Origin of the sequence: Variovorax boronicumulans NBRC 103145, from assembly GCF_001591345.1 — a bacterium.
In the GTDB taxonomy this organism is placed as follows: domain Bacteria; phylum Pseudomonadota; class Gammaproteobacteria; order Burkholderiales; family Burkholderiaceae_C; genus Variovorax; species Variovorax boronicumulans.
In genome coordinates, this window is sequence record NZ_BCUS01000027.1 from 41,613 (window position 1) to 60,754 (window position 19,142).

Consider the following 19,142-nt stretch of genomic DNA (forward strand, 5'->3'; position numbering starts at 1 on the left):
GCCTCACACCTCGGCTTCGAGCAGGTAGCCGATGCCGCGCAGCGTGCGGATGCCCGCGCCCGAGCCGAGCAGCTTCTTGCGCAGGCGCGAGATGAAGGCCTCGAGCGCGTTGTCGCCCAGCGATTCGTCAAAGCCCGAGAGCTTGTCCGACAGCGCCCGCTTGCTCACGGTGCGCCCCGGCGGGCTCATGAGTTCCCACAGCACCTCGAACTCGCGCGCCGGCAGATCAAGCGGTGCGTTCGCGACCGCGAAGCGCCGCGCCTTGCGGTCGAGCTTGAGCTGGCCGAGCACCACGATGTCTTCGGTGCCCTTGGCGCGCCGCACCAATGCACGCAGCCGTGCCTCCACCTCGGCGAGATCGAAGGGCTTGCCCAGGTAGTCGTCGGCGCCGGCGTCGAGCCCGGCGATGCGCTCTTCGGTGCGCCCGCGCGCCGTGAGCACGAGCACCGGCGTGCGGTCGCCGCGCGCACGCGCCTGTCGCAAGGCCGTGAGGCCGCTCGCCAGGCCGCTGGTGGGGCTGGCGGTGGCGGGCAGGTTGAGGTCGAGCAGCACGGCATCGAAGGGCTGCACGCGCCACAGGTGGTCGGCGTCCTCGACGTTGGTCGACACGTCGACCCGATGGCCCGCGTCGGCGAGGCTGCGCAGCATCACGTCGCGCAGCACGGTGTCATCTTCCACAAGCAGGATTCGCATGGTGAGTGAATGAGTGGTGGGTGATTTGTGGGTCTGCCCTGGCGATGGACGCGTCAGCGGCCGGTCAGTCGCTCACCGCGATAAACGCGACATGAGCATACGACACACCTTCCGATGAGTGCACGCGATCCCTCCGATCCCTTGAGCCTGGTGTCCCCCGCCGTGCAGCGCACCGCGGTGGTTCTGCTGCATGGTTTATGCAGCACGCCTGACGAGCTGCTGACCGTGCAATCGACCCTGCAGCGCCACGGGTATGCGGTGCAGCCGCTCTGCATCTCCGGCTACTCGTTCGACGCCGCCGCGCCGCTGCAGCAGGCCGTGCCCTTCGAGCGCTGGCTCGACACCCTCGAGGCGCACGTGAAGGCGCTGCGGCGCACGCACGACCGCGTGATGCTGGTCGGCATCTCGGCCGGCGCCTCGCTGGCCCTGGGCGGCGCCATCCGCTGCGGCCGCGAGGTGGACGCGCTGGTGCTCATGTCGACCACGCTGCGCTTCGACGGCTGGGCCGTGCCGCGCACGCGCTTCCTGCTGCCGCTGGCTTTCTACACGCCACTGGGCCGCTTCTGGCAGTACCGCGAGCGCCCGCCCTACGGCGTGAAGAATGAGCGCGTGCGCACCTGGATCGAGCGCGAGCTGCGCCATCGCCAGGTCTCGCGTGCCGGCAGCGCGGTGATCGGCGTGGGCCACCTGCGCGAGCACGACCGGCTGATCCGCCACGTGCGGCGACGCCTGAACGACGTGCAGTGCGAGCAGGTGCTGGCGCTGCATGCGCGCGAGGACGAGGTGGCCAGCCTGTCCAACCTCGACCTGCTGGTGCGCGGGCTGCGCTGCGCCTCGCTGCGCACCGTGGTCCTGAACAACAGCTACCACATGATCAGCATCGACAACGACCGCCAGCAGGTCGTGCGCGAGACCCTCGCCTTCGCCGAGACCGTGGCCCACGGCCCGGTGCCCGAACCCGTGTTCCGCGTCCGCGGACTTGTTCTCCACGCCTGACCCCAGGCCAGACCGAAAGGAACCCGCCCATGTCGTCCTCTCCCACCTTCAACAGCATCGCCACCATCCTCGAGACCGACTTCCGCGTCGCGCGCGCAAACATCTCGCCGGCCACCGCGCTGTCGGACCTCGGTCTCGATTCGCTCGCGCTCATGGAGTTCGTCTTCGCGGTGGAAGACGCCTTCCACCTGCGCATTCCCGAAGACCGGCTCGACCCGCGCGAGGCCGGCATCACGCTGCAGCGGCTGTGCGAGGTGATCGATGCCGAGGGCGAAGCCGCCGCCGCACGCGCCGAACCCATGGCAGCGGCCGCATGAGCAGCGGCGCCGCCCATGCCGTGCTGGCGGCCACCGCCACGGCCCACACCGCCGCCGCACCCGTGCACGTGAGCGGGCTCGGGTTCATCACGCCGCTCGGACGCAGCATCGAGGCCTTCGACGACGCGCTGTTCGCCGGCCGCTCCGCGGTGCGCGCGCAGGCCCTCGAGATCCCCGGCATGGACCCGATGGCGATCGCCGCCGCCACCTGCGACTTCGACGCCAGCAGCGTGCGCAGCGCCTCGCGCCTGCCGCTCGACCGTGGCACCGCGATGGCCCTGGCCGCAGCACAAGACGCCGCGGTCGATGCCGGTCTGGACCTCGACGCCATCGACCGCGACCGCCTCGGCGTCTTCTGGGGCAGCGGCCTGGCCGGCGCCGGCACTTTCGACGCCACCACGCGCGCGCTCTACGGCGAACAGCGCCGCATGCGCCCCACCACCGTGCTCACCGTGATGCCCAACGCCGCGGTCGCCGAACTGGCGCTGCACTTCGGCGCGCGCGGCGCGGCGCTGGCCTATGCCTGCGCCTGTGCTTCGTCCGCAGTGGCCATCGGCGAAGCCATGCGCGCCATCCGCGGCGGCTGGATCGACATCGCCATCGTCGGCGGCCACGACGCGATGCTCACGCCCGGCGTGATGGCCAGCTGGCACGCGATGCGCGTCATGGCCCCGCCGCCGGCCGATGCGCCCGCCACCGCCTGCCGTCCGTTCTCGGGCGACCGCGCGGGCTTTGCCATCGGCGAGGGCGCGGCGGCACTGGTGCTCGAATCGGAAGCCCATGCACGCGCCCGTGGCGCCGGCGCGCAGCCCTTCGTGCTCAGCGGCTACGCGAGCAACTGCGACGGCACGCACATCACGAATCCCGACCCGGCCGGCCAGGTGCGCGCGATGCGTGCCGCGCTGCGCGACGCCGGGCTCGTGCCTTCGGACATCGGCCACATCAACGCCCACGGCACGGCGACGAGCGCGGGCGATGCGGCCGAGGCCGCATCGATCGGCGAACTGTTCGGCGACGCCGCACCGGTCAGCGCGACCAAGGCGATCCACGGCCACGTGCTGGGCGGCGGCGGTGCCATCGAACTCGTGGCCGCACTGCGCGCACTGGCCCGCGAGACCTTGCCGCCCATCGCCCACCTGCACACGCCGGATGCTAGGTTCGGCAACGTCGACTTCGTGCGCGGCGCGGCACGCGAGGCGCGGGGGCTGCGCCATGTGCTGTCGAATTCCTTCGCCTTCGGCGGCACCAACGCGGTGATCGTTGCGAGCCGGCGCGTCTCGGAGGGCTGAGCTTCGGGGGAGGACAAAAGCGGTGCGGTCGTCGGCACCGCCTTGCTATGCTCGGCCGCATCCTGCCCTGCAGACCTCACGGAAGAAGCGCGACATGCCCCTGCACCGCCCTGCCGCCCCCTCGGACTTCGACGCCGTCTTCGATCTCTACATGCATGAGCGGGTCGTGCCCTACCTGGGCTACGACCCGATGCCACGCGATAACTTTCGCCCGATCTTCCAGGGCTTGCTCGACAGCGGTGGCTTCTTCATCTTCGAAGTCGATGGCCGGCTCGCCGGCTTCTACCGCGTCACGCGCTACCCAGGCCGTGCACAGCATGTGGCGAGCCTGGGCACGCTCGCGGTCGATCCCACATTGCATGGCCGTGGCATCGCGCAGACCATGGTGACCGACGTGCTCGCGCGGCTGAAGGCCGAAGGCGTTCGCCGCGTCGAGCTGATGGCCGAGAGCGACAACGCCACGGCCCTGCGTTTCTATGCCCGGCTGGGCTTCGTGCAGGAAGGCACGCTGCGCCAGTTCTACCGCCGGGCCGGTGAGGCGGACTTCATCGACGAGCACCTGATGGCGCTGCTGTTCGACTGATCCGCTGTCGGATCAATGTTGTTGGTGCTTCGGCTTCCAGCGCCGCAGCAACAGCGCATTCGCCATCACGCTCACGCTCGACAGCGCCATCGCCGCGCCGGCCACCACCGGGCTCAGCAAGCCGAAGGCCGCGAGCGGGATGCCGGCCACGTTGTAGGCAAAGGCCCAGAACAGGTTCTGCCGGATCTTCGCCACCGTGCGGCCCGAGAGCTCGAGCGCTTCGGCCACGAGCGCGAGGTCGCCGCGCATCAGCGTGATGCCGGCCGCTTCCATCGCCACGTCGGTGCCGCCGCCCGACGGCGCCATCGCGATGCCCACGTCGGCCGCGGCCAGTGCGGGCGCGTCGTTGGCACCGTCGCCAACCATCGCGACCACGTGGCCGTTCTTGCGCAATGCACTCACCTGCTCGGCCTTGTCGGCCGGCAGCACGTCGGCGCGCACGTCCTCGGCCGGAATGCCCAGGCGCGCGGCCATCGCCTGCGCCGCGCGCAGGTTGTCGCCCGAGATCATCACCACGCGCAGGCCGCGCCCGCGCAAGGTGCGGATCGCTTCGGCGGCCTGCGGCTTCGGCTCGTCGGCGAAAGCCAGCAGCGCTTGCACATGCGCGGAACCCGCATCATCGAAGCGCAGCAGCGCAGACACCGTGGCGCCCTGCGACTGCAGGCGTTCGATGTAGGCTTCGGCCGGCATCGCGTCGAGTTCGCGGCACCAGCGCAGGCTGGCGATGGCCCAGGTCGTGCCGTTGACTTCACCGCGCACGCCGCGCCCCGGCATCGCCTGCATCGCACCGAGCGGCGGCGCCTGTACGCCGCGTTCGGCGGCGGCAGACAACACGGCGCGTGCGAGCGGATGTTCGCTGCCGCCTTGCAGGCTGGCGGCCGTGGCGAGCAGGTCGTTCTCCTTCGCCAGTGCACCGGCCGCGGGCAGCAGCGCCGTGAGCACCGGCCGGCCCACCGTCAGCGTGCCGGTCTTGTCGAAGGCCACGGTGTCGACGCGGTGTGCAATTTCCAAAGCCCGCGCGTCCTTGATGAGGATGCCGTGCTTCGCGGCCACACCCGTGCCCGCCATCACCGCCACCGGCGTCGCGAGGCCCAGCGCACAGGGACAGGCAATGACCAGCACCGCCACCGCATGGATCAGCGCGGTCTCGACGCCGGCTCCCGCGACCATCCAGCCCGCGAAGGTGACGAGCGCGATCACCAGCACCACCGGCACGAACACCGCCGCCACCTGGTCGACCATGCGCTGGATCGGCGCCTTCGCGGCCTGCGCGTCCTCGACCAGCCGGATGATGCGTGCCAGCACGCTCTCGGCGCCGACCGCGCGCACCTCGATCACCATGCGGCCGTCGCCGTTCACGGCGCCGCCGGTCAGCGCATCACCGGGGTTTTTGGCCACCGGCAGCGGTTCGCCCGTGAGCATCGATTCGTCGACTTCGGACTGCCCTTCGAGCACGCGCGCATCGGCCGGCACACGTTCGCCGGGGCGCACGGCGAGGCGGTCACCGACCATCACCTCGGCCAGCGGCACGTCGCTTTCCTTGCCGCGTGCGTTGATCAGGTGCGCCACTTCGGGCCGCAGCTGCTGCAGCGCGCGGATCGCCGAGGTGGCCTGGCGCTTGGCGCGCGCCTCGAGCCACTTGCCCAGCAGCACCAGCGTGATCACCACCGCCGAGGCTTCGAAGTACAGGTGCGGCACCATGCCGTGCTCCGCATGCTCGCCGGTGGCGGCGCGCCACCACAGCCACAGCGACAGGCCGAAGGCCGCGCTGGTGCCCAGCGCCACCAGCAGGTCCATGTTGCCGGTGCGGGCCTTGGCTGCATGCCAGCCCGCGCGGTAGAAGCGCGCGCCGAGCCAGAACTGCACCGGCGTCGCCAGCAGCAGCTGCACCCAGGGCGGCAGCATCCAGCTCTGGCCGACCAGGTCGCCGAGCATCGGCGCCATCAACGGAATCGACAGCGCCAGGCCGATGGCCACGGGCATGAAGCCGTGCCAGGGCGACAGCGCGGCGGCCTCGTCCTGCGCGGTGCTTTCGGCGCGCGGCTCGTAGCCGGCGGCGCGCACGGCGCGGCGCAGCAGCAGGGCCATGTCCTCGCCGCCGGTGGCCACGATGCGGGCCGACTCGGTGGCGAGGTTGACGCTCACGTTCTGCACGCCGGGCACGTTCTTGAGCGCGCGCTCCACGCGCATCACGCACGAGGCGCAGGTCATGCCGCCGACCGAGAGGTCCAGCGTGGCGGCGGCCGCGGAAGGTTGAGGCTGAATGTGTTCCATGGTCCCGAGGCTAAAGCCTGACACCATGGCAAGGTCAAGCGCGGTGGCTTCAAAGCCCTTGGCTGGACGTTGACATCGTGAGAGGGTTGAAACTGGCGTTGTCCCCGATTCGGGTGTTCAATCCTTCCACCCTTCATTCATTCCGACAAGGAGCAACGACGATGAGCCAGAAATTCCAGGTCTCCGGCATGAGCTGCAACCACTGCGTGGAGGCGGTGCAGGACGCGGTACAGACGGTCGACCCGCACGCGCAGGTCACGGTCGATCTCGAAACCGGTCATGTGGACGTGTTGAGCCAGCAGCCGCGCCAGGACATCGTGGTCGCGATCGAGAACGCCGGCTACACCGTTCAATGATGACGGCGACCTCCGCCCACGGCCGCCAGGTCGCCATCGGCGAGGCCGCGCGGCTGTCGGGTGTGTCGGCGCGCATGGTGCGCCACTACGAAGGCCTGGGCCTGCTGCCCGCGGTGGCGCGCACCGAGAGCGGCTACCGCCAGTACAACGACGCCGACATCCACACGCTGCGCTTCATCAAGCGCTCGCGCGACCTGGGGTTCTCGATGGAGGAAATCGCCGAACTGGTCGGCCTGTGGCACAACCGCCGCCGCGCCAGCTCGAGCGTCAAGCGCATCGCGCAAAAGCACCTGGGTGAACTGGAACAGCGCATCGCCGACATGCAGTCGATGCGCAGCACGCTGGCGCACCTCGTGCATTGCTGCCATGGCGATGCGCGGCCCGACTGCCCGATCCTCGACGATCTGAGTCAGGTTTGAGCCGCGAGGCTCAGGCGTTCTTGACCAGCGACAGCACCTGGCTCGTGTCGAGGGTGCGCGCGCGTTCCTGGATCGCCGGCAGGTACTGCGTCTGCAGGCCCTGCCCTTCCTTCACCACGCTGGAGAACGCGTCCTTCAGCATCTGCGTGGAGAGCGTGCGGCCGCCCGCGTAGTAGCGCTTGGCCACGTGGCCCAGCGCATAGGTCGACGCGAAGCTCATGCCCGAGCTCACGGCCTGCTTGCCGAGGCCGCCCAGCAAACCGCCGCCGACCTTGCCCAGCAGGCCGCCGAGCAGCTTGCGCCCGGCCTGCTCCAGGTACTGCGAGGTCAGGCCCACGCCCACGGTGGCCAGGAAATCCTTGATGTGGCCGGTGTCCAGCTGGTAGCCGTGCGCCTGTCCGATGCGGTAGACCAGCTTCATCTGCAGCGGAATGATCGCCATGGTCGACAGCGTCTCGGGCAGCAGCTCGAGCGCGCCATTGAGGATGGCGGCGTTGAGGATCGCGCGGTCGAGTTCGGTGCTGTCGGGCGCCTGCGGCGCCGCGGGGGTCGCCGCAGTTGCAGCCGTTACCGCCACAGCCGCCGGCACCGCGGCGGCAATGTCTTCCGCCCGCTGCGAGAACTGCGCCGCCGAGGCGTCCAGGCCGAGCGAACTGCGCACGTCCATCAGGAAGAGCCGCTCGGGCTCCGACTGCACGCCGTCGGCGTCGCACATGCACACCGCCATCTCGTACGCCAGCTGCCGCGACTCGGCGCTTTTCAGCTCGCCGGCCACCGAGGCCAGCGACACCCGCTTCATCAGCACGTCCTGGTAGATCGTCGGCAGGTTCACGCCGTCGGCCTGCGACAGGCCCTCGGCAATGCGCTTGATCTCGGCACGCTCGCGCTCGTGCTTTTCGCCATCGACGAAGGCCGCCAGCAGGCTCAAGGTGACGATCGCTTTTGTTTCAGAAGGTGTCATGTTCGAGTTTTTTCGTCATGTGAAGGAGCCGATTGGGTCCGCGCAGCGCCCGAAGGTTCCTCCACGCGTTCTCCCCACAAAACTGGGGCAACTCTGTGGATAACCCCGGCACTGCTCTGTAGGGGCGTTGCAAGTCATTGATTTTCAAGGGAAATCTACAACCTGCTCAATTAACAGGCAATGAATTTCTCGACCCGAAAACCGCCTTTCGCAGAATTCCCGAAGGCTGTCAAAGGACAACTCTGGGGAGAGTTTTTGCACAAGCCATCGGTTATCCACAGGGCCGGCGGGTTACCCCATGTTGTCCAAGTTGCGGGTACACCACGGAAGCGCGGGTGCGCACAGTGACGCGGGCATGACAAGTCGTTGTCACGTCAAGGAAAAAGCGACCTTTCCACAGACGGGTGCGACCCTTATCTACTACTACTAATTTGAATAAGAAGAATAAGAAGACAGGAAGAGGAAAAGCCGCGCCCGAAAAAAAAGCCGCGAAAGGCCGCGCCGGTCGCCGGCGCCTCGGGCGAAAAACCGGGCACGGGTGGTCCGTGGCCCTCGCTAACATCGCCGGATGAGCTTCAAACCCCGGATCCTGATTGCCGAAGACGAATCGGGCATCGCCGACACGCTCCAGTACGTTTTGAGCAGCGACGGTTTCCAGCCGATCTGGTGCGCCACGGCCGAAGAAGCCATCGCGCAGTTCGCGCAGGAGCGCCCCGCCCTCGCGATCCTGGACATCGGATTGCCCGACCTGAACGGCTTCGAGCTCTTCAAACGCCTCCAGGCGCTGAATCAGTCGATGGGCGGCCCGGAGGTACCGATGGTGTTTTTGACGGCCCGCAGCGACGAAATAGACCGCGTGGTGGGCCTCGAACTGGGTGCGGACGACTACATTGCCAAGCCGTTTTCACCCCGCGAGCTGGTCGCTCGCGTGCGGACCATCCTGCGGCGCAGCGCCAGAAACGGCCCAGGAAGCCCGCCAGCGGCCGCAGCGCCGATTCATGGGGTACCCCATCAAAACGCGCCGGCGCCGCCTTCAGCGGCGCCACAGACCCCCGCAACCCCCTTTGCGCTCGACAGCGAGCGCATGCAAATCCGTTACTACGGACGGCTGCTGGAACTCTCGCGTTACGAATACGGCCTGCTGAAACTCATGGTCCAGCGCCCGGGGCGCGTGTTCACGCGCGACGAACTGCTGCAACTCGTCTGGGACGACGCCAGCGACAGCTTCGACCGCACGGTCGACGCGCACATCAAGACGCTGCGTGCCAAGCTCAAGACCATCGCGCCGGAGGTGGAGCCGATCCGCACCTTGCGCGGCACCGGCTACGCGCTGCACGAAGATCTGCCTGCCAGCAGGGAATGACGCGCCGGACCCGGATCTTCATTGGCATCCTGCTGATCTACACGGCGGGCATCGCCTTCCTGCTGTACCGCGTCGTTTCCGACATCGACCCGCGCTACCGCGAGTCGGCCGAGGAATCGCTGGTCGAGACCTCGCAGCTCATGGCCAGCCTGGTCGAGCAGGACGTGATCGCCGGCGCCATCAACACCGCGCGGCTGGAGCCGCTGTTTCGCAGCGTCTACACGCGCGAGTTCTCGGCCCAGATCTACAACCTGCACAAGAGCCGGGTCGAGCTGCGCGTGTACGTCACCGACCGCACCGGCCGCGTGATGTTCGATTCGCTCGGCCGCCACCTGGGCAACGACTACTCGCAGTGGAGCGACGTGAAGCGCACGCTCGGCGGCCTGTACGGCGCGCGCACCTCGCGCGACGTCGACGGCGACCCGCGCACTTCCGTGATGTACGTCGGCGCACCGATCCGCTGGAACGACGAGATCGTCGGCGTCGTCAGCGTCGGCAAGCCGGTGCAGAGCTTCGGCCAGTTCGTCGAGGACGCGCGCGTGCGCACCATCTGGGTCGGCGTGGGTTCGGCGCTGGCGCTGCTGCTGCTCACCGTGATCGTCTCGGTGTGGCTGGTGCGGCCCTTCGGCCTGATCCGCGACTACTGGACCTGGGTGCGCGCGCAGCGCAGCCTGAGCCTGTCTCGCATGGCGCGGCGCGCGGTCGATGCCGTGCGCACCGGCTTCGGCGAAATGCGCGATGCGCTCACCGGGCGCAACTACGTGGCCGACTACGTGCAGACCTTCACGCACGAAGTGAAGAGCCCGCTCTCGGCCATCCGCGGCGCGGCCGAGCTCCTGCAGGAGCCGCAGATGCCGCACGACCAGCGCGAGCGTTTCCTGAAGAACATCGAACGCGAAACCCAGCGCATCCAGGAAATCGTCGACCGCATGATGGAGCTCACCGCGCTCGAGACGCGGCGCACGCTGGACCGCACCGAACCGGTGGCGCTGGGGCCGCTCATCGAAGACATTGCCGCCAGCGCGCAACCCGCTGCGTCGCGACGCAACATCCGCCTGATCGTGAATATTCGAGAGCCTGCGCGCGTCGAGGGCGATCCGTTTTTGCTGCGCCGCGCGATCAGCAATCTGCTCGACAACGCACTCGACTTTTCACCGCCCGACAGCGAGGTGCTGCTGACGCTGGAAACCACCTCGCGCCTGGCGCGCATCAACGTGCGCGACCACGGCCCGGGCATTCCGGACTACGCGCAGGAAAAAGTCTTCGAGAAGTTCTATTCGCTCGCCCGGCCGCACAGCCAGAAGAAGAGCACGGGACTGGGCCTGGCATTCGTGAAGGAAATCGCGACCCTGCACCGGGGCCGCATCGACCTGGGCAATGCGACGCGCGGCGGCGCCGTGGCGACGCTCACGCTGCCGCTGCTGTCAACGCACCACTGACCGAATCACTGACCGACCAGGGCGCGATACGCCTCGCGCGTCTCGGGGCTCACCGCGTCGAGCAGCTGCTCGTATGAGGTCTGGTGCCGCGCCAGCATGCGCGCCGACGCCACGGCCTTCGATTTGCAGAACCAGTGGCAGGTGTGCTGCATCAGGAACAGCTCGGCCGACATCGTGAAGGCCTTCGATTTCGGCGAGCGGCCGGCGGCATTTTTCGCCACGCCCGCGATGCCGCGCGCATGAATGCGCAGCGCTTCGCGCAGGTCGAAACTCGCGGACGGAAACAGCGTGGTGGCGAACGGCAAGGCCACGGGCAGGCGGCTCACGCGCGTGTCGGCTTCGGGTTCGCGCGCCAGTTCGGCGGCGAAGGTCTCGAACTGGCCCGCGAGCTTTTCCTCGGTGGCGTCGAGCAGGTGCCAGATCTGCTGGCGGCGCTCGGCGTCGTCTTCGCCGAGGCAGCGCAGGTAGCCCTGGGTCAGGCTCTCCATCAGCTTCTCGATCTGGTAGCGGCCCAGATGGCGACCGAGCAGCGCGATGCGCTGGCGCTGTTCCTTGGACTTGAGGATGTAGAAGCCGGCGGCGATCAGGGCCACCAGGGTGAGGATTTCCATGGATGCGAGAAAAGGGGAGAAAAGAGAAGAGACAAAAAAAGAAGCGGGGGCCGCGGCACCGAGTGTAGGCACCGCGCGTCCCCCGCGTCTTTGGGTGATCTCGCCGCTGGCTAGCGGAAGAAATCGAGGATGCGGTTGCGTTCTTCAGGCGGCGGCGGAGCCCCCACCGGCGCGCCCGTCAGCACTTCCACCGGCTGGATCGGCTGCTCGGCGCTTTCCAGGCCCAGGCTCGCCACGTTGTGGCCCGGCGTGAAGTCGTCGAAGTACCACTCGCCGTCGATGCTCACCACGCCGGGCGGTTCGGCCGGCAGGGTCACGGGCACGCCGCGCAGCGCCGACTGCATGTAGCCGATCCAGATCGGCAGGCTCAGGCTGCCGCCGGTCTCGCCGCGCACGCCGAGCTGGCGCGGCGTGTCGTAGCCGACCCAGGCGATGCCCACGCGCGTGGGCTGGAAGCCCGCGAACCAGGTGTCGAAGGAGTCATTGGTGGTGCCGGTCTTGCCGTACAGGTCGTCGCGCTTGAGCGCCTGGTAGGCCTTGAAGCCGGAGCCGCCCTTGACCACGCTCTGCAGCAGCGATTCCATGATGAAGGCGTTGCGCGCGGGAATGGCGCGGCGGCTTTCGTCGAGCACCGGGGGCTCGGTTTCCATCAGCACCTTGTCCTTGAGGTCGGTCACGCGCGTCACGAGGTACGGGTTCACGCGGTAGCCGCCGTTGGCGAACACCGAATAGCCCACCGCCATCTGCATCGGCGTGACCGAGCCGGCGCCCAGGCCCATCGGCAGGTTGGCCGGGTGCTTGTCCTTGTCGAAGCCGAACTTGGTGACCCAGTCTTGCGCGTAGGGCGCGCCGATCGACTGCAGCACGCGCAGCGTGACCAGGTTCTTCGACTTCATGAGCGCGTTGCGCAGCGGCATCGGGCCTTCGAAGCCGCCGTCGAAGTTCTTCGGGTCCCAGGGCTGGCCGCCGTTGGCGGCGGCATCGAACACCAGTGGCGCGTCGTTCACCACGGTGGCGGGCGTGAAGCCCTTTTCGAGCGCGGCCGAATAGATGAAGGGCTTGAAGCTCGAACCCGGCTGGCGCCAGGCCTGCGACACGTGGTTGAACTTGTTCTTGCCGAAGTCGAAACCGCCGACCAGCGCCGTGATGGCGCCGGTGCGCGGGTCCATGCCGATGAAGGCGCCCTCCACCTCGGGCAGCTGCGTGATCTCCCAGGTGTTCTTCGGCGTCTTCGCGACGCGGATCACGGCGCCGCGGCGGATCTTGATGTTGGGCGGCGCCTTCGCGGCCAGGCCGGACTGCGCGGGCTTGAGGCCCTCGCCCGAGATCTCGAAGGCTTCGCCGTTGGCGCGCACCGCGGTCACTTCTTTCGCGCTGGCTTCCAGCACCACGGCCGAGATCACGTCGCCGTTGTCGGGGTGCTCGGCCAGGGCTTCGTCGACCGCTTCGTCGATCTCCTTCTGGCCGCTGGCCGGCAGGTCGACGAACTTCTCGGGGCCGCGGTACACCTGACGGCGCTCGTAATCCATGATGCCCTTGCGCAGCGACTTGTACGCCGCCGCCTGGTCGGCCGCCACCAGCGAGGTGTAGACCTTCATGCCGCTGGTGTAGATGCTGTCGCCGTACTGCGCGTACATCATCTGGCGCACCGTCTCGGCCACGTACTCGGCGTGCAGCCGGTTCGGGTCGGCGGCGTCGCGCAGGTGCAGCTCTTCCTTCTTGGCTTCGGCCGCCTGTTCGGCGGTGATGAAGCCGGTCTCGTGCATGCGGTCGATCACGTAGAGCTGGCGCGCCCGCGCGCGGCGCGGGTTGGCCACCGGGTTGTTGGCGCCGGGCGCCTTCGGCAGGCCAGCCAGCATGGCGGCCTCGGCGATGGTCACCTGCTGCAGCGGCTTGCCGAAGTAGGCCTCGGAGGCGGCGGCGAAACCGTAGGCGCGGTTGCCCAGGTAGATCTGGTTCAAGTAGATCTCCAGGATCTGGTCCTTGCTCAGCTGCTGCTCGAGCCGGAAGGCCAGCACGATCTCCGAGGCCTTGCGGCTGAGCGTGCGCTCCGAGCTCAGGTAGACGTTGCGCGCCACCTGCATCGTGATGGTCGAGGCGCCCTGCTTGCGCCCGCCCTTGAAGCTGGCCACGGCCGCGCGCGCGAAGCCCTTGTAGTCCACGCCGCCGTGGTCGTAGAAGCGCGCGTCTTCCACGGCCAGCACGGCATCTTTCATGACCTTCGGAATGTTGGCGAAGGGCGTGAGGTTGCGGCGCTCCTCGCCGAACTCGCCGATCAGCGAACCCTCGGCCGTGTACACGCGCAGCGGCAGCTTGGGCCGGTAGTCGGCCAGCTCGGAAATGTCGGGCAGCTTCGGGTAGATGGCGACCACCCCCACGATGGCGGCGCCCAGCAGCGCGACGGCGCCGGCACCGGCCGCGATGGCGCTCCAGCCGGCGATGCGTTTCCACGGAAGCTGGCGCAGCGCACCGGCGGGTTGGGAAGGGCGAGGTTCTTGGGACATGGGATGGGGGCTAGCGAAGAGGTTGGAGCCGTGGCGCGCGCGGGCGTTCCGTCACCCGGGGATCGAGCGCGCCGCGCCGCACGCCTTCCAGCGCGCAGTGCATGGCATCGAAATACTTGTCGTGGTCGTAGGCGATGAGCAGCAGGTCCACCCCGGCGTCGAGTGCGCCCAGCGTGGCGTTGCAAAGACCTCGGTTGTAGGCCCCGCCCATCGTGAGGTCGTCGGTGACGAGCAGGCCCTGAAAGCCCCATTCGCCTCGAATCACCTGCCGCACGATTTTGCGTGAGAAAGAGACCGGCGCATCCGCGTCGAGTTCCCGAAGGATGACATGGCCGAGCATGATCGCGGCATCCGAATGTTTCGACACGTCTTGAAACGGCTTCCAGTCGTGCGCGGCCAGCCGGGCCACGGGCGTGCGCAGTTCGGCACCCATGTGGTGCGTGTCTTCGGTCACGCCCGCCAGGCCGGGAAAGTGCTTGAGCGTGCCGCGCACGCCAGCCGATTCGAGGCCTTGCTCGTAAGCGAGCGCCACCTGCGCGGTGACGTCGGGGTCGCTGGAAATGGCGCGTTCCTCGATGCGGGTGTGCAGGTCCCAGCGGCCCGGGGCGCGGCCTGGGCGCAGGTCAACCACGGGGCTGAAGTTCAGCGTGATGCCCAGTGCGGCAAGCGCCCCGCCCTGCTGCGCGCCGTAGGCGCGGGCACGTTGCAACAGTTCGTGTGCGGGCACGTCGGCGTCCAGCAGGCTGGCCAGCGCCGGCTGGCGGGGCACCATCGGCGACAGGCGCGAGACGCCCCCGCCCTCCTGGTCGGTCGCGACCACCAGCGGCGGCAGGCCGGCCGCGAGCCGCAGCGCCTGCAGGCTGGCGATTTCTGCGCGCAAGGTGTCGGCGCTGCGGCCCTTCACGTTGCGGCCGGTGACGAAGATGCCGCCGATCAGGCCCCGGCGGGCCAGCTCGCGCAGGTCGTTCGCGTCGTCATAGCCGACGATGAAGCGCGCGCCCAGTGCCTGCGCCACCGGGCCCGAGGCCGCATTCACTTCCAGCCGGTGCTGGCGCGAGGCCAGCTCGTGGCCCAGTGCCGCCAGCACCGCGCCCACCGTCAGGGCCAGCGCCACCACACGGCGCGCGCCGCGCGCGCTGCGCCAGGCGATCGCGGCGGCGGCGCACAGCGCGGCGAGCAGCAGCGGCAGCTCCTCCTCGCGCAGAAAGCGCAGGTGCGGGTCCTTCAGGTGCCAGGCCCAGGCGCACAGCACGGCCAGCAGCAGCCAGCCGAGCACGCCGGGGATGGCGCGCAGCAGCCTCATGCGTCCACCGCGGCCGCCGGGGTGGCCGGGGCGGGTTCGCTGCGGCGCGACAGTGCATACCAGTCGACCTTGCGCGTCACGAGCATCAGCGCGGCCAGCATGCCGAAAATCAGCAGCGCGCCCAGCAGCAGCGCATTGCTTTCCGAGGCCAGCAGGCCGTAGAGCGCGCCGTACAGCAGCGCCACGAAAGCAGCGAACGACAGGCCGCGGCGCCAGCCGTCGAGCACCGCGCTGAAGTACACGGCCAGCAGCGCCACACTGGCACCGGCCGCGCCCGCGTAGGCCATCCAGAAGGCGAACTTCTCCGACAGCGCGAGCAGCAGCAAGAAGAACAGCGCGATCGACAGGCCCACCAGCCCGTACTGCACCGGGTGCAGGCGCAGCTTGCGGAACAGCTCGAACATGAAGGCCGCCATCAGCACCAGGCCGATGAAGAGCGCGCCGTACTTGCCGGCCCGCGTGCTCATCGAATACACGTTGACGGGCTGCGCGAGCGACACGTCGAAGGTCTGCAGCGGACCCGAGGCATGGCGCGACATCGACGCCGAGGGCGCGGTGCGCACGACGGCCGCAGCGGCGTTCTGCGCGGCATCGCCTTCACCGCCCCACAGGCCGGCGCGCACCTGCTCGCGCGCCGTGGTCACGAGCGAGGACACGCGCCAGTGCGCGTCGAAGCCCCGCGGCGTCACCTCGCGCTGCGTGGCCAGGAAGCGACCGCCGAAGCTGGGGTGCGCCCACGGCGAACGCAGGTGCGCGGTGGTTTCCTCGGCGATCGGCACCATCGAGAGCGTGTCCTGGCCCACCAGCGAGAGCTTCATGTCGAAGGCCAGCGGCTTGCCCGTCTGCCAGGCCGCGAGCGCGGCGCCCGTGAGCGGCGCGTGGATGCCGTCGACGTACGTCGCGTTGTCGGGCAGGCCGGGCACGCGCTGGCGAAAGCGCAGCGCCTCGCCGTTGACGGTGAGCGCGGGCGAGCCGTCGAGGCCGCGCAGGTCGCTCACGTGGAAGGCGACGAACGGCGGGCGGAACTCGATCGACGAGCCGCTTTCGCTGTGCGGCACGGCCTGCGGGTCGAAGCCCGCGAAGCCGCCGCCGAGCGCGGCCGTGAGCGTGTAGAACGGAATGCGGAAGATGCCGCGGTAGCGCTCCTGCGGCGCCATGTCGCCCTCGATGTGCAGCTTGTCGGGGAACACGGCGTGCACCATCTCCTTGCTCTGCGGGGCCTGCCCGATCACCTTGCCCTGCGCGTTGCGCAGCGGCTCCATCCAGCGCTCCACGTACGGCACCAGCAGCAGCGGGCCGACCATGGCCTGCGGCCCGGCGTAAGACTCGGCGAGCTCGCGCGCGGCCTCCTGCTGGCTTTCGCCGCGGGCGCGGTTCAGGTCGTCGATGCGTGCCAGCGGAATGCACAGCACCAGCAGCAGGAAGAACAGGCCGGCCACCTTGACCAGCACCGAAGCCTGCAGGGCCTTCAACAGTTGAAGCATGGGTTTCTCCCCTCTTTTCCGGGTTTTTTCGTGATGAGGCGCCGATGCTCTCCGGCCGATCCGAAGGCCGTATGAAGCCGCCGCGCGGCGCACTTCACACAGACTTCACACAGCGGCGCCTCCGGTTGTGGCGACTTCAACGCGCCTTCCAACTGCCTTCTCGCACGCTCACGACAGTGAGGGCCGTGCAAGTTCGCACGCAGAAGGACACCCGCCATGGACATCCCCACCACCCCACGCCCCGGCCGTTGGCTCTGGCTCGCCACCGTGAGCCTGGCCACCGTGGGTTTCATTGCCATGGGCGCCCGCCCGGTCCACGCGCAGGAAGCGCCCGCCGGTCCGCGCCTGAAGACCGAGAGCCCGTATTTCTTCGTCAAGAGCGACGACCCCTCGGTCGACCGCCTGCCGCTGAAGGGCACTGAGGTCTCGGTCAAGATTTCGGGCGTGATCGCCGATGTCACGGTCACGCAGACCTACCGCAACGAAGGCCAGCGCGCCATCGAGGCGAAGTACGTGTTCCCCGGTTCCACCAAGGCGGCCGTGAGCGGCCTCAACGTGCGCCTGGCCGACCGCCTGATCACGGCGCAGATCCGCGAGAAGCAGCAGGCCAAGATCGAATACGACACCGCCAAGAAGGAAGGCAAGACCGCCGCGCTGCTCGAGCAGCACCTGCCCAACGTGTTCCAGATGAACGTCGCCAACATCCTGCCGGGCGACGACGTGAAGGTGGAGCTGCGCTACACCGAGCTGCTGGTGCCGCAGTCGGGCAACTACCAGTTCGTGTTCCCGACCGTGGTCGGGCCGCGCTACAACTCGCCGCAGTCGGAGAACGCCAAGGCCGCATGGCCGGCGCAGCCCACCCTGCGCGCCGGCGTGGCACCGAGCACCAGCTTCAAGCTCACGGCAAGCATCGACACGCCGATGGGCCTGAAGGAAATCCGCTCCGCCACGCACACCATCGACGTGAAGAAGCGCGACGAAGACCAGCACGCCGACATCACGCTGGGCGCCGACGGCCGCCCCGCCGACAACCGCGACTTCGTGCTCGACTACCGCCTGGCGGGTGAAAAGATCGAGTCGGGCCTCATGCTCTACAAGGGCCAGGGCGACAACGCAGAAAACTTCTTCCTCGCCATGGTCGAGCCGCCCAAGGCCGTGACCGCCAGCGCCATCTCGCCGCGCGACTACATCTTCGTGGTCGACATCTCGGGCTCGATGCACGGCTTTCCGCTGGACACCGCCAAGACCGTGCTCGAACGCCTGATCGGCGGCCTGCGCCCCAGCGACACCTTCAACGTGCTGCTGTTCTCGGGCAGCAACAAGATGCTGTCGCTGCAGTCGGTGCCGGCCACGCGCGCCAACATCGAGCAGGCGCTCGCCACCATCAAGAACTACAGCGGCAGCGGCAGCACCGAGCTGATCCCGGCGCTCAAGCGCGTGTACGCCGAGCCCAAGGCCGCGAACGTGTCGCGCACCGTGGTGGTGGTGACCGACGGCTACGTGACGGTCGAGCGCGAAGCCTTCGAGCTGGTGCGCAACAACCTGTCGAAGGCCAACGTGTTCGCCTTCGGCATCGGCTCGTCGGTGAACCGCAGCCTCATGGAAGGCATCGCACGCGCCGGCATGGGCGAGCCCTTCATCATCACCGACCCGGTGCAGGCACCCGAGCAGGCCGCGCGTTTTCGCCGCATGGTGGAGTCGCCCGTGCTGACGAACGTGAAGGCCACCTTCGGCGGCCTGGACGTGTACGACGTGGAGCCGCAGGCGCTGCCCGACGTGCTGGGCGAGCGCCCCGTGATCGTGTTCGGCAAGTGGCGCGGCGAGGCCAAGGGCCGCGTGATCATCGAAGGCCAGGCCGCCACCGGTCCGTACCGCGAGGAAGTGCGCATCACGCCGCAGACGCGCCAGGACACCGCCGCGCTGCGCACGCTGTGGGCGCGCCACCGCATCCAGAGCCTGAGCGACCAGGAAGCGCTCGAAGGCAGCGCCGCCTTCAAGGACCGCATCACCGAGCTGGGCCTGAAGTACAGCCTGCTCACGCAGTACACCAGCTTCATCGCGGTGGACAAGGTGGTGCGCAACGTCGCGCCGCAGAACAGCGTGGACGTGAACCAGCCGCTGCCGATGCCGCAGGGCGTGAGCGACCTGGCGCTGGGCGCCGAGGTGCCGAGCACGCCGGAGCCGGAAACGCTGGGCGCGATCGCCATCGTGCTGTCGATGCTGGCCATGCTGCGCCGCCGCGCGCGCCGCAACGACCCGCGCCGTTTCACCGCCTGAACAGGACGCACGACCATGTCTCTGGCAACCCTGGCCCACCACCATCCGCGCGTCGTGGACTGGGCCATCCGCATCGACCGCACGCCAGCCTTCGGCTGGCTCGCGCTGCAGTGCGCCGCGCTCGCGCCCACCTGGGCCTGGATGGCGCGCCGCCTGCAGGACGGTTCCGACGATCCGCTGGGGCTCGTGGCGCTGGTCGCCTTGGCCGCGCTCGCCTGGCAGTGCCGGCGCGAGCTGCGCGCCTCGCCGCGCCTGGGGTGGCTGGCGCTGGCC

Annotated in this window: 16 protein-coding genes and 1 pseudogene; 10 read left to right on the plus strand and 7 right to left on the minus strand. The window is 68.9% G+C overall.

Going from position 1 to position 19,142, the window contains the following annotated elements; genetic code table 11:
- Positions 1-3: 3 nt before the first annotated feature.
- Positions 4-693, minus strand: coding sequence for a response regulator transcription factor (locus tag VBO01S_RS10640; RefSeq protein ID WP_056574813.1), 690 nt, complete (start codon positions 691-693; stop codon positions 4-6).
- 114 nt (positions 694-807) lie between these two features.
- Here VBO01S_RS10640 and VBO01S_RS10645 point away from each other — a divergent pair, with 114 nt between their 5' ends.
- The 4 genes from VBO01S_RS10645 (at position 808) to VBO01S_RS10660 (ending at position 3,878) form a co-directional block, all read left to right on the plus strand.
- Positions 808-1,689, plus strand: a complete 882-nt coding sequence (locus VBO01S_RS10645; protein WP_062473794.1) for an alpha/beta hydrolase — start codon at positions 808-810, stop codon at positions 1,687-1,689.
- 29 nt (positions 1,690-1,718) lie between these two features.
- Positions 1,719-2,006 (plus strand): phosphopantetheine-binding protein, encoded by a 288-nt coding sequence (locus VBO01S_RS10650; protein WP_062473796.1) that lies wholly within the window; start codon positions 1,719-1,721, stop codon positions 2,004-2,006.
- Complete coding sequence (locus VBO01S_RS10655; protein WP_062473798.1) at positions 2,003-3,295, plus strand: beta-ketoacyl-[acyl-carrier-protein] synthase family protein; 1,293 nt, start codon at positions 2,003-2,005, stop codon at positions 3,293-3,295. Before VBO01S_RS10650 ends, VBO01S_RS10655 begins: the two co-directional genes overlap by 4 nt.
- Positions 3,296-3,389: 94 nt before the next feature.
- Positions 3,390-3,878, plus strand: coding sequence for a GNAT family N-acetyltransferase (locus tag VBO01S_RS10660; protein WP_255221095.1), 489 nt, complete (start codon positions 3,390-3,392; stop codon positions 3,876-3,878).
- 12 nt (positions 3,879-3,890) lie between these two features.
- Here the strand turns inward: VBO01S_RS10660 and VBO01S_RS10665 are convergent, their stop codons facing one another.
- Positions 3,891-6,152 carry a heavy metal translocating P-type ATPase gene (locus VBO01S_RS10665; RefSeq protein WP_062473800.1) on the minus strand — a complete coding sequence of 754 codons (2,262 nt, stop codon included), beginning with the start codon at positions 6,150-6,152 and terminating at the stop codon, positions 3,891-3,893.
- A 161-nt stretch (positions 6,153-6,313) separates the two neighbouring features.
- On the opposite strand from VBO01S_RS10665, the gene VBO01S_RS10670 reads away from it, so the two are divergent.
- Together VBO01S_RS10670 and cueR are read left to right on the plus strand one after the other, a co-directional pair.
- On the plus strand, positions 6,314-6,508 hold the full coding sequence (locus VBO01S_RS10670) for a heavy-metal-associated domain-containing protein (protein ID WP_062473802.1): 195 nt from the start codon (positions 6,314-6,316) through the stop codon (positions 6,506-6,508).
- Positions 6,508-6,927, plus strand: a complete 420-nt coding sequence (gene cueR / locus VBO01S_RS10675; RefSeq protein ID WP_062473804.1) for a Cu(I)-responsive transcriptional regulator — start codon at positions 6,508-6,510, stop codon at positions 6,925-6,927. The genes VBO01S_RS10670 and cueR overlap by 1 nt, the downstream gene beginning before the upstream one ends.
- Before the next feature lie 10 nt (positions 6,928-6,937).
- Here cueR and VBO01S_RS10680 read toward each other — a convergent pair whose 3' ends face one another.
- Positions 6,938-7,888, minus strand: coding sequence for a YcjF family protein (locus VBO01S_RS10680; RefSeq protein ID WP_062473806.1), 951 nt, complete (start codon positions 7,886-7,888; stop codon positions 6,938-6,940).
- 568 nt (positions 7,889-8,456) lie between these two features.
- On the opposite strand from VBO01S_RS10680, the gene creB reads away from it, so the two are divergent.
- Complete coding sequence (gene creB / locus VBO01S_RS10685; protein WP_062473807.1) at positions 8,457-9,251, plus strand: two-component system response regulator CreB; 795 nt, start codon at positions 8,457-8,459, stop codon at positions 9,249-9,251.
- Positions 9,248-10,690 (plus strand): two-component system sensor histidine kinase CreC, encoded by a 1,443-nt coding sequence (creC, locus tag VBO01S_RS10690; RefSeq protein WP_062473809.1) that lies wholly within the window; start codon positions 9,248-9,250, stop codon positions 10,688-10,690. Before creB ends, creC begins: the two co-directional genes overlap by 4 nt.
- A 5-nt stretch (positions 10,691-10,695) precedes the next feature.
- Here creC and VBO01S_RS10695 read toward each other — a convergent pair whose 3' ends face one another.
- The 4 genes from VBO01S_RS10695 to creD form a co-directional block, all read right to left on the minus strand.
- Positions 10,696-11,301 (minus strand): hypothetical protein, encoded by a 606-nt coding sequence (locus VBO01S_RS10695; RefSeq protein WP_062473812.1) that lies wholly within the window; start codon positions 11,299-11,301, stop codon positions 10,696-10,698.
- Between the two features lie 110 nt (positions 11,302-11,411).
- On the minus strand, positions 11,412-13,805 hold the full coding sequence (locus VBO01S_RS10700) for a penicillin-binding protein 1A (RefSeq protein WP_062473814.1): 2,394 nt from the start codon (positions 13,803-13,805) through the stop codon (positions 11,412-11,414).
- A 10-nt stretch (positions 13,806-13,815) separates the two neighbouring features.
- Positions 13,816-15,108, minus strand: coding sequence for a glycoside hydrolase family 3 N-terminal domain-containing protein (locus VBO01S_RS10705; protein ID WP_062473816.1), 1,293 nt, complete (start codon positions 15,106-15,108; stop codon positions 13,816-13,818).
- Positions 15,105-16,592, minus strand: coding sequence for a cell envelope integrity protein CreD (gene creD, locus VBO01S_RS10710; RefSeq protein ID WP_062473818.1), 1,488 nt, complete (start codon positions 16,590-16,592; stop codon positions 15,105-15,107). Before creD ends, VBO01S_RS10705 begins: the two co-directional genes overlap by 4 nt.
- 216 nt (positions 16,593-16,808) lie before the next feature.
- Between creD and VBO01S_RS10715 the strand changes: the two genes are divergently transcribed.
- Complete coding sequence (locus tag VBO01S_RS10715; protein ID WP_062473819.1) at positions 16,809-18,869, plus strand: VIT and vWA domain-containing protein; 2,061 nt, start codon at positions 16,809-16,811, stop codon at positions 18,867-18,869.
- A gap of 15 nt (positions 18,870-18,884) precedes the next feature.
- Positions 18,885-19,142 (plus strand): annotated as a pseudogene (locus tag VBO01S_RS10720) (exosortase/archaeosortase family protein); the annotation flags it as partial.